We start from the raw sequence: 9,439 nt of genomic DNA, 5'->3' as shown, positions 1-9,439 counted from the left end.
CCCTGGCAGCCTGGTGCGCCCTGGCGGCGCTCGCGCCGCTGGCCGCGCACGCGCAGACGCCCCTGCCTGATCCCTACGACTACAGCGAAACCGCGCCCGCCCCCAAGCGCGCGGCGCCCTTGCGCTGGCAGTCCATGGAACTGGGCAAGCCCGGCCACCGGTACAAAATGCCGGTCTACGCCAACCGCGACCTGGCCCGGGACGACCTGCGCAACATCAAGCAGGTCGTGGTCGTGATCCACGGCGTCAAGCGCGACGCCGACCGCTATTACGAATCGGTCGCCGCCCTGCTGGCGCGCAACCCCGAGCGCGCTCGCGACACCTTGATCCTGGCGCCGCGCTTCTCGAGTGCCATCGATTCGGGCTTCGGCGGCATGGCAGCCTGGCGCAAGGCCAGCTGGGAAGACGGCGAAGACAGCGTGCAGGCCACGGGCCGCCCCGCGCCGGTCAGCTCGTTCCAGGTGCTGGACGACCTGCTGCGCAGCCTGGACGACCGCAAGCGCCTGGCGTCGCTAGCCGGCATCGTGCTGGCCGGCCACTCCGCTGGCGGCCAACTGGTGCAGCGCTATGCCGTGCTGAACAATATCGACGGCCCGCTGCGGCGCGACGGACTAGCGCTGCGCTACGTCATCGCCAACCCCTCGTCCTACCTGTACCTGAGCAATGAACGCCCGCGCCCCGACGGCAAGGGCTATGCGCCCTACGAGCGCGGCATCTGTCCCACCTACAACCAGTACAAGTACGGTCCGGACAAGCTGCCCGCGTACTCGCGCGAGACCGACGAATCCAAGCTTTTCGTGCGCTACGCGGCGCGCGATGTCACCTATCTGCTGGGCGGCGCCGACAACAATCCTGAAGACCGCTTGCTGGACAAGACCTGCGGGGCGGAAGCCCAGGGCGCAACCCGGCTGGCCCGCGGCACAGGCTACGCGCAGTACGAACACATCCTGGCCGCGCGCGGCGCCAAGCCCGTGACGCTGCACCGGCGCGCCTTCGAGGTGACCGGCATCGGCCACAACAGCAAGAACATGTTCGGCTCGGCCTGTGGCACGCTGGCACTGCTCGGCGACGAGGCCCAGGCAGCCGACGGCGCCGCCCCCTGCGTAGCCATCAAGCCGCGCGGCAAGTAAAGCTGAGCGCGCCATCGGCGGCGCAGGCCTGACAAAAAACTGAATGAAAAACAGCGCCGCAAAGCGTGCATTTAGGCACGGGCAGGCGCAACATAACGCAATGCGTGTTCCATTCGCGGCTGGCCCGCCGTCATGGGTCGAGGCGGCGATCGCGTGTCCGGCGTCCCCCGACAAACGCACCCGAAGGACGGATATGACGCAAGCATATCTCGACATGCCCGACGCGAAGCGCCGCATCAAGGCGATCTTCATCGGCTCCATGGGCAATCTGGTGGAGTGGTATGACTTCTACGCCTATACCGCTTTCGCGCTGTACTTCGCCCCCGCCTTCTTCCCTTCCCACGATCCGGTCGTCCAGCAACTGAACGCCGCCACGCTGTTCGCGGCCGGCTTCATCGTGCGCCCGCTGGGCGGCTGGCTATTTGGCCATCTGGCGGACCGCCACGGGCGGCGCCTGTCGTTGATGGTGTCGGTGGGGATGATGTGCGTGGGCTCGCTGATCATCGCGGTCACGCCCACCTACGCCACCATAGGCCTGGCCGCGCCTGCGTTGCTGGCGCTGGCGCGCGTGATCGAAGGCCTGAGCCTGGGCGGCGAATACGGCGCCAGCGCGACCTACCTGACCGAGATCGCGGATCCCGAGCATCGCGGCTTCTATTCCAGCTTCCAGTACGTCACCCTGATAGGCGGACAGCTCTGCGCGATCCTGGTGCTGTTGCTGCTGCAGAACGTATTCCTGACCCACCAGCAGCTGGTGGAATGGGGCTGGCGCATTCCCTTCGTGATCGGCGCCATGCTGGCCATCGTCACCGCCCTGATGCGGCGCGACATGCCCGAGACGGACTCCTACAAGGAAGCGCAGAAGGCGCCCAAGCCGCAGACCAGTTCGCTGCGCGGCCTGCTGAAGTATCCGCGCGAAGTAGCGATCGTGGTGGGCCTGACCGCGGGCGGCACGGCGGCGTTCTACACCTTCACGACCTATATGCAGACCTTCGTGCGGCAGACCTCGGGCTTCTCCGACATCGTCACGACTTACATCATCGCCGGCTCGCTGATCTTCGCGCTGATCCTGCAGCCGGTCTATGGCGCGCTGTCCGACAAGATCGGCCGCAAGCCGCTGCTGGTATTCTTCGGCGTGGCAGGCGCGGCGCTCACCGTGCCCATCCTGATGACGCTGTCGCACACGCGCTCGCCCTTCCTGGCCTTCCTGCTGATCTGCGGCGCCTGGGTGTTCACCGCCGGCTACACCTCCATCAACGCGGTGGTGAAGGCGGAACTCTTCCCCACCAACATCCGCGCCACGGGCGTCGCCGTGCCCTACGCCGTGACCGTGTCGATCTTCGGCGGCACGGCACCGGCCATCGCCCTGTTCTTCAAACAGCAGGGGCATGAGGAGTGGTTCTACTACTACCTCGCGGGAATCATCTTCCTGTCGCTGCTGGTGTACGCCACCATGCGCGACACCAAGCACCGCTCGGCCATGCACCAGCACGCCTGATTCCGGATCGCGCCAATTTTGTTGCTTGACAGCCGTGCGCTTGCGGCTTAATACTTAACCCTATGGTTAAGTTTAAAGACGACACGCTCGACGGCATCTTCTCAGCCCTGGCCGACCGCACGCGGCGCCGGGTGCTGACCGACCTGGAGCAAGGCGCGGCCTCGGTCAGCGAACTGGCCCGGCCGCACGCCATGTCCCTGCCCGCTTTCATGAAGCATCTGCGCGTGCTGGAAGAGGCCGGCCTGATCGCCCGCGCCAAGGACGGCCGCGTCGTCAATTGCACGCTATCGCCCGAACCCATGCGGGCGGCATCCGACTGGCTGGCCCGCTACGAGAAGTTCTGGAGCGGACAGCTGGATTCGCTGGCGCGGTACCTGTACCACGAGGAAGAGGTCCACCCATGGAAAACCGAAGCACCCAAGACCAATCAGCCCCCATCGAACTCCGGCTCAAGCGGCGCTTCGACGCCCCCGTCGAACGCGTCTGGCGCGCCTGGACGGACCCGCAAGCGCTGATGCGCTGGTTCGGCCCCGCCGAGACCCGGAAGGTGCTGCGGGCCGAAACCGATGTGCGCGTGGGCGGCGCCTATGAGGTGGGTTTCGCCACCGAGGACGGCCTGGAGCACCACGCCAGCGGCCGGTACCGCGAAGTCGAGCCGCAACGCCGGCTGGTCTTCACCTGGGCCTGGCGCGACACGCCCGCGGAAGTCTCGCTGATCACGCTTGAATTCAGCGCGGCGGACGGCGGCACCGAGCTGGCCTTCCTGCAGACCCCGTTCGTCGACCAGGCCACCCGCGACAGCCACGACCATGGATGGTCGGGCGCGCTGGACCGGCTGGCGGGCCATCTGGCGAATCCGGCCTGAATCCCGGCCATTCGCCCTATCCGGGCCTGCCGGCCCGCTCCGAGGAGACACACGATGCAAACCGATCACTCCGTCGTATCCCGAGCGCAATGGGACATCGCGCGAGAAACGCTGCTACGCCGCGAAAAGGAACTGACCCGGGCCCAGGACGCCCTGGCCCGTGAGCGCTTGGCGCTGCCCTGGGTCAAGGTGGATAAGCCCTACCGCTTCCACGGCCCTGCCGGTCCGGCGGACCTGGCCGAGCTGTTCCAGGGCAAGAGCCAGCTCATCGTCTACCACTTCATGTTCGGTCCGGACTGGGAAGAAGGTTGCGTGGGCTGCTCGTTCCTGGCCGACCACATGGACAGCGCGGCCCTGCATCTGCGCCAGCATGACGTGGCGGTGGTGGCCGTGTCGCGGGCCCCGCTCGCCAAGCTGGACGCCTTCAAGCGGCGCATGGGCTGGCACTTCCCCTGGTACTCGTCCGAAGGCTGCGACTTCAACTTCGATCTGCAAGCCTCCGTGCCCAAGGCCGATGGCAGCACTGAAGAACGCTCTGGCGCCAGCGCCTTTTTCCGCGACACGGACGGCGAGATCTTCCATACCTATTCCAGCTTCGCGCGCGGCGTGGAACGGCTGGTCGGCGCCTACAACTACCTGGATTTCGCGCCGCTGGGCCGCAACGAGAACGGTCCGCACTTCAATCTGGGCGACTGGGTGCGCCACCATGACCGCTACGACGACGCCCAGGCGCACGCCTGCCACGCCTGCGGCTAGGCGCCAGCCGCGCCGGGCGGTCCGCATGGCGGCGAACGCGGCGACGCTATGGCTGGCCTGCACCGCCGCCATGGCCGCAGGCCTGTGGGTGGACACTCTTTACACGCCGGCGGCGCTGCTGGCCAGCCTGTGTGCGGCGCCCGGCGGGCTGCTCGAACAGGCATGGCGGCACGCAGCGCTGATGCCTGCCAGCAGCGCTGCCATGCTGATCGCCGCACTGCTGCCATTGCAAGGCGCGCCAGGTTTGAGGGCGCGTCTGGCCTGCGCCCTGGCGATGGGACTCGGCATGCTGGCGGGGGCTCAATGGGGCATGGCGGCGGCACTGGCGGCAGGCGTCGCGCCCTTTGGCGGAATGGCCTGCGGCATGGCGCTGGGAATGGCGGCCGGCATGGCCGTCGCGGCGCTAATCGCTGCCGCTAGCGCCGCGCCCCGGTAAGCGGACGCGGCGCTGCCGGCGCGGCCTCGATCGGCGCGGCCAGCGGCGCCTGGATTTCCAGGGCGGACTCGGCTCGCGCCACGCAGGGCAGGATCCAGCCTTCTTCCTTCTCGTCGCGCGACAGTCCCGGCCATTCGATGCGGTAGGAGATATCTCCTTCCAGCAACAGACACATGCAGGCGCGGCAGGTGCCGTTGCGGCATGAGCTGGGCAGCTTGATGCCCGCGGCCTGCGCCGCCAGCAGCACGGAGGTATCGGCCGGCGCATCGAAGCGCAGGCCAGCGGGCTGCACCAGCACGGGAAAAGCAGGCATGGTTGGACGGATCCCGCGGGCAGGCCCTAGCCCGCGTTGTCCTGCCAGTCCAGCTGCCAGGCGCCAGACAGCACGTTCTGCATCCACAGCACGCAGGTCAGCGTCTTGGCGTCGGTGACTTCGCCTTGGGCGCAGGCCGCGATCAGCTCGGCGGGGTCCGCGCTGATCACGTCCAGGAATTCGTCCTGGTCCAGCTGGCGCGGTCCGGCGCGCAGGCCCCGGGCGAAGTAGATGTGGATGATCTCGGTGGAATAGGCGATGGCCAGATGCAGAGCCCCGGCATGCGCCCATTGATCGGCGGTGTAGCCGGTTTCCTCCAGCAGCTCACGCTTGCCGCAGACCAGCGGATCCTCGCCCGGGTCCAGCTTGCCGGCCGGGAACTCGGTCATCACGCGTCCGATGGGATAGCGGAACTGGCGCTCCAGCAACACCCGGCCGTCGTCCAGCAAGGGGATTACCACCACTGCGCCCGGATGCACCACGTACTCGCGCGTAGCGGTGTTGCCATTGGGCAGGCTGACCGTGTCGCGGCGGATCTTCAGGAAGGCGCCGTTGTACGGCGCTTCGCTGGTGACGAGTTTTTCTTCGAGATGGGAGTCGGGCTTGCGGGTCATGGCGGATCGGATACCTCAAGGAACGCGCGGATGACGGCCAGCCCGCGCGGGCAGCACGAGCTTACCATCGCCGCCCGCCTCCCCCGATGACGCCTACTCCGCGACCCGGATGACGATTTTGCCGAAGTGCCGGCCCGACGCCAGGTGCTCGAATGCCGCTCGCGCTTCGGCAAACGAGTACACGCGGTCGATGACAGGCGCGATGCGCGCCACATCGACGAAGCGCGCCACGTCCTCCAGCATCTTGCGGCTGCCGACGAATATGCCTTCCAGGCGCTTGACGCCCGCGATCAGGGCCAAGGGCGCCACCGGCACGGACGCAAAGCCGCTCACGCCGCCAATGACCGCGATGGCGCCGCCCATGCGCGCGGCCGCCACGGAACGTTCCAGCGTGCCTTCGCCGCCGACTTCCACCACCACATGCGCGCCTTCGCCGCCGGTCAGGCGCAGCACTTCGTCCTGCCATTGCGGCGTCTCGCGGTAGTTGATCGTCAGGTCCGCGCCCAGCTCGCGCGCCCGGGCCAGCTTGTCGGCGCTGGACGAGGTGATGATGGCGCGCATGCCGGCCGCCTTGGCCAATTGCAGACCCCAGATGGAAACGCCCCCGGTACCCAGGAACAGCGCCGTCTGCCCCGCCTTGGCGCGTCCAGCGACAAACAGGGCGTTCCACGCGGTGACGGCGGCGCAAGGCAGGGTGGCCGCCTGCTCGTCGCTCAGGGATGCCGGCGTGGCGACTAGCGCATGCTCGGCAAAAATGCTCTCGGTGGACAACAGGCCGTCGGTGGCGGCGCCAGGCGCCAGCGCCACCGTGGCGGGCGTGGGTTCGCCATCGATCCAGTCCGGCATGAACGCGCCCATCACGCGGTCACCGACCTTGAAGCGCGTCACGCCCGGGCCCACCTCCACCACCTCGCCCGCCGCGTCGGAGGCGGGAATGACCGGGTCGCCCGAACCCTTCAGATACTCACCGCGCGCCACCATCAGATCGCGGTAGTTCAGCGACACCGCCTTGATGCGCACACGCAGCTCCAGTGGAGCCAGGCTGCGCGGTTGACGCGTGACGCGCTCCAGCGAAGCGATGTCCTTGCCGCTGGTGATGGTGTATGCCTGCATGTTGTTTCTCCTGTATCGGTTCAAGAAAGCCGCCGCCCGGCAATTGCCGCTACCCGGCGCGGCCAAGTACCGATAAGATATATGGGAATCAATTTCCCCAGTGGCGAATCTTTTTCTTTTCACCGATTCCCAATTGGAACCAATCAGGACTAAGGAACCCTTGATGGCAACCGCGATCACCTATGACAGACTGAGCGGCATCGAAGTCTTCGTGCAGGCCGTTGAGGCAGGCAGCTTCGCACTGGCGGCAGAACGCCTGAACCTGACGCGCTCAGCGGTGGGCAAGTCCATCGCGCGGCTGGAGGCGCGCCTGGGCGCGCGGCTGTTCCACCGCACCACCCGCCAGCAGAGCCTGACCGACGACGGCCAGGCCTACTACGACCGTTGCGTGCGCGCGCTGGCCGAGCTGCAGACCGCCGAAGCCGAGCTGGACAGCGGCCGCCGCGAGCCCCAGGGACGCCTGCGGGTCAGCGCGCCCCTGGTGTTCGGCCGGCACTGCGTCGCGCCCGTGCTGCGCGAACTGGCGCTGCAGCATCCGCAGCTGCAGATCGAGATCTCATTCAACGACCGGGTGGTGGACCTGATCGAGGAAGGCTATGACCTGGGCATCCGCGTGGGCGAGCTGCCCGACAGCGCCAGCCTGGCCGCGCGCCGGCTGGGCATGCAGACAATGGGAATCGGAGCGTCTCCCGCCTACATCCAGGCGCACGGCCGTCCCACCACGGTGGACGAGCTGATGCAGCACGCCTGCATCGCCTACACGCACAACGGAATCGAGCGAGGCTGGACGGTGAAGGGAGTGGACGATCAGGTCATGCAGCTACGCTTGCGGCCGTGCCTGCGGCTGGACGACCTGCAAGCCATCGCCGATGCCGCCATCGCCGGCGCGGGGCTCGCCTGGCTGCCCTGCTGGATGCTGACGCACTATGTGCGCACTGGCGAACTGGACGTGCTGATGCACGGCGACCGCCTGGCCGCGCAGGAAGTGCATGCGGTGTGGCCGCAAGCGCGCTACCTGCCGTCCAAGACGCGCGCCGCCATCGATGCGCTGGCGGCGCGGGTGCCGGCCATGCTGGCCGCCTGAGCGGCTCAGCCGAACTTGCGGCGGGCGTCCAGCGCCAGGCCGGCGCCGATGCTGCCGAACAGGTCGCCTTCGACGCTGCGCGCGCCCGGCACCAGGGCCGAGACGGACTCGCGCAGGCGCGGCACGCGGCTGGAGCCGCCGGTGAAGAACACCGTGTCCACGTCCGCGGTCGACACGCCAGCATCGCGCAGCAGCGCGCCCACCGTGGTCTCGACCTTCTCGATCAACCGGCCCACGCAGGCGTCGAACGACGGCCGCGTCACGTCCACGCCCAGTTCCGGCGCGATGCGCGACAGGTCGATGCGCGCGGCGGGCGTATCAGACAGCGCGATCTTGGCCTCTTCGACCTGCACCGCCACCCAGTGCCCGGCGCGCTGCTTGACCAGGTTGAGCAGCAGATCGATCTTCTCGCGGTCGCCGGCTTCGGCGCGGATGTAGGCGAAGTGCTCGGCGGCCTTGCGGGTATAGGCCTGGTTGATGGTGTGCCAGCAAGCGAGGTTGCCATATTGCGTGGACGGGACGTCCTTGCCGCTGCGCAGCTGGCTGCCCAGTCCCAGCATCGGCATCACGTGGGCCAGGCTGAGCTGCTTGTCGAAGTCCACCCCGCCGATGTGCACGCCGCCATACGCCAGGATGTCCTCGCGACGGTCGGCCTTGGCCGCGCGGCCGGGCCCCAGGCGGATCAGCGAAAAGTCGGAGGTGCCGCCGCCGATGTCGATGACCAGCACCAGCTCTTCGCGGTCGATCTGCGATTCATAGTCGAATGCGGCGGCCAACGGCTCGAACTGGAATTCGATATCGGTAAAACCCACGCTGCGCGCGATCTCGCCCAGCGTGTCCTGGGCGGTCTGGTCGGCGGCGGGGTTGTCGTCCACGAAGAACACCGGCCGACCCAGCACGGCGCGCGTGAAGCCGCGCCCTGCCGCCGTCTCGGCGCGATGCTTGAGTTCGGCGATGAAGCGCGTCAGCAGAACGCGGAACGGAATCGAACGGCCCTGCACTTCCGTCGAGCCGTCGATCAGCGAGCTGCCCAGCAGGCTCTTCATCGAGCGCATCAGGCGCCCGTCGTAACCTGCCAGGTAATCGGAGATGGCGGCGCGGCCATAGCTGACCTCGGCGTCTTCGTCATGGAAGAAAATGGCCGAGGGCAAGGTGGTCTTGCCGTCTTCCAGGGCGAGGAGCGCGCGCTGATCGGGGCGGCTCCAGCCCACGGTGGAGTTGGACGTGCCGAAGTCGACGCCGCATGCGGTGGAGATCATGGGGAATTCTGGGGCTGAAAGCAAAACGGCGGACAAGTGTAGCCGCAACCGCCAGAATCGCCATATCAGCCCGTGCGCGCCAGCGCCCTTGCCGTGAACGCCAGCGTCGCGGCAGCCACCAGCAGACCGCTGGCGAAACCGCCGGCGTAGCCGACCTGGGCCGCCAGCCCGGTCATGAGCGACGAGGTCAGGATCTCGCCCAGGTCGCGGGCGCTCTGCACGGCTGTCATATCGGTGCCGGCCTGCTCCCCCCGGCTGGCGAAGCGCATGGCCAGCGTCATCAGGGCCACGGACGCGGCGCCCGCGCCGAACGCGCCCAGCGCCTGCGCCCCCAAGGCCATGCCGGCCTGCGGCAGCGTCCAGCCCTGGGC

Annotated in this window: 11 protein-coding genes and 1 pseudogene; 7 read left to right on the top strand and 5 right to left on the bottom strand. The window is 67.9% G+C overall.

Annotated features, from left to right (window positions below; genetic code table 11):
• Positions 1–2 precede the first annotated feature (2 nt).
• From WBB14_RS22345 to WBB14_RS22320, 6 genes are all read left to right on the top strand, one after another.
• A complete protein-coding gene (locus tag WBB14_RS22345; protein ID WP_424241775.1) occupies positions 3–1,130 on the top strand; it encodes a hypothetical protein in 1,128 nt (375 codons plus the stop codon).
• Positions 1,131–1,323: 193 nt separating this feature from the next.
• Entirely contained in the window at positions 1,324–2,628 is a 1,305-nt protein-coding gene (locus WBB14_RS22340; protein ID WP_424241774.1) for an MFS transporter, read from the top strand.
• A 62-nt stretch (positions 2,629–2,690) separates the two neighbouring features.
• Positions 2,691–3,143, top strand: coding sequence for an ArsR/SmtB family transcription factor (locus WBB14_RS22335; RefSeq protein ID WP_424241773.1), 453 nt, complete (start codon positions 2,691–2,693; stop codon positions 3,141–3,143).
• A complete protein-coding gene (locus WBB14_RS22330; RefSeq protein WP_424241772.1) occupies positions 3,029–3,493 on the top strand; it encodes an SRPBCC family protein in 465 nt (154 codons plus the stop codon). The genes WBB14_RS22335 and WBB14_RS22330 overlap by 115 nt, the downstream gene beginning before the upstream one ends.
• Positions 3,494–3,547: 54 nt before the next feature.
• The gene (locus tag WBB14_RS22325; protein WP_424241771.1) at positions 3,548–4,249 is read left to right on the top strand and encodes a DUF899 domain-containing protein; all 702 of its coding nucleotides are present in this window, start codon (positions 3,548–3,550) and stop codon (positions 4,247–4,249) included.
• Entirely contained in the window at positions 4,200–4,685 is a 486-nt protein-coding gene (locus WBB14_RS22320; RefSeq protein WP_424241770.1) for a hypothetical protein, read from the top strand. The genes WBB14_RS22325 and WBB14_RS22320 overlap by 50 nt, the downstream gene beginning before the upstream one ends.
• Here WBB14_RS22320 and WBB14_RS22315 read toward each other — a convergent pair.
• The 3 genes from WBB14_RS22315 to WBB14_RS22305 form a co-directional block, all read right to left on the bottom strand.
• Positions 4,666–4,998, bottom strand: a complete 333-nt coding sequence (locus WBB14_RS22315) for a 2Fe-2S iron-sulfur cluster-binding protein (RefSeq protein WP_424241769.1) — start codon at positions 4,996–4,998, stop codon at positions 4,666–4,668. The genes WBB14_RS22320 and WBB14_RS22315 overlap by 20 nt on opposite strands.
• 26 nt (positions 4,999–5,024) lie before the next feature.
• Positions 5,025–5,612 carry an NUDIX domain-containing protein gene (locus WBB14_RS22310; protein ID WP_424241768.1) on the bottom strand — a complete coding sequence of 196 codons (588 nt, stop codon included), beginning with the start codon at positions 5,610–5,612 and terminating at the stop codon, positions 5,025–5,027.
• 93 nt (positions 5,613–5,705) lie between these two features.
• The gene (locus WBB14_RS22305) at positions 5,706–6,725 is read right to left on the bottom strand and encodes a zinc-dependent alcohol dehydrogenase family protein (protein ID WP_424241767.1); all 1,020 of its coding nucleotides are present in this window, start codon (positions 6,723–6,725) and stop codon (positions 5,706–5,708) included.
• Between the two features lie 163 nt (positions 6,726–6,888).
• Here WBB14_RS22305 and WBB14_RS22300 point away from each other — a divergent pair, with 163 nt between their 5' ends.
• On the top strand, positions 6,889–7,809 hold the full coding sequence (locus WBB14_RS22300) for a LysR substrate-binding domain-containing protein (RefSeq protein WP_424241766.1): 921 nt from the start codon (positions 6,889–6,891) through the stop codon (positions 7,807–7,809).
• Between the two features lie 5 nt (positions 7,810–7,814).
• On the opposite strand, the gene WBB14_RS22295 is transcribed toward WBB14_RS22300, so the two are convergent.
• Positions 7,815–9,068: an Hsp70 family protein gene (locus WBB14_RS22295; protein WP_424241765.1), complete on the bottom strand. Its 1,254-nt coding sequence runs from the start codon at positions 9,066–9,068 to the stop codon at positions 7,815–7,817.
• Between the two features lie 65 nt (positions 9,069–9,133).
• Positions 9,134–9,439 (bottom strand): annotated as a pseudogene (locus tag WBB14_RS22290) (MFS transporter); the annotation flags it as partial.

The sequence above is a fragment of the Achromobacter sp. genome, assembly GCF_049647645.1.
Taxonomy (GTDB): Bacteria; Pseudomonadota; Gammaproteobacteria; order Burkholderiales; family Burkholderiaceae_B; genus Achromobacter.
This window is presented reverse-complemented; position numbering and strand designations above follow the sequence as displayed.

What these genes read in the sequence shown, in the direction of transcription:
- WBB14_RS22325 (WP_424241771.1), top strand. Translation starts at nt 3,548, where the DNA reads ATGCAAACCGATCACTCCGTCGTATCCCGAGCGCAATGGGACATCGCG.
- WBB14_RS22340 (WP_424241774.1), top strand. Translation starts at nt 1,324, where the DNA reads ATGACGCAAGCATATCTCGACATGCCCGACGCGAAGCGCCGCATCAAG.
- WBB14_RS22315 (WP_424241769.1), bottom strand. Translation starts at nt 4,998, where the DNA reads ATGCCTGCTTTTCCCGTGCTGGTGCAGCCCGCTGGCCTGCGCTTCGAT.
- WBB14_RS22320 (WP_424241770.1), top strand. Translation starts at nt 4,200, where the DNA reads ATGACCGCTACGACGACGCCCAGGCGCACGCCTGCCACGCCTGCGGCT.
- WBB14_RS22305 (WP_424241767.1), bottom strand. Translation starts at nt 6,725, where the DNA reads ATGCAGGCATACACCATCACCAGCGGCAAGGACATCGCTTCGCTGGAG.
- WBB14_RS22330 (WP_424241772.1), top strand. Translation starts at nt 3,029, where the DNA reads ATGGAAAACCGAAGCACCCAAGACCAATCAGCCCCCATCGAACTCCGG.
- WBB14_RS22300 (WP_424241766.1), top strand. Translation starts at nt 6,889, where the DNA reads ATGGCAACCGCGATCACCTATGACAGACTGAGCGGCATCGAAGTCTTC.
- WBB14_RS22295 (WP_424241765.1), bottom strand. Translation starts at nt 9,068, where the DNA reads ATGATCTCCACCGCATGCGGCGTCGACTTCGGCACGTCCAACTCCACC.
- WBB14_RS22335 (WP_424241773.1), top strand. Translation starts at nt 2,691, where the DNA reads ATGGTTAAGTTTAAAGACGACACGCTCGACGGCATCTTCTCAGCCCTG.
- WBB14_RS22310 (WP_424241768.1), bottom strand. Translation starts at nt 5,612, where the DNA reads ATGACCCGCAAGCCCGACTCCCATCTCGAAGAAAAACTCGTCACCAGC.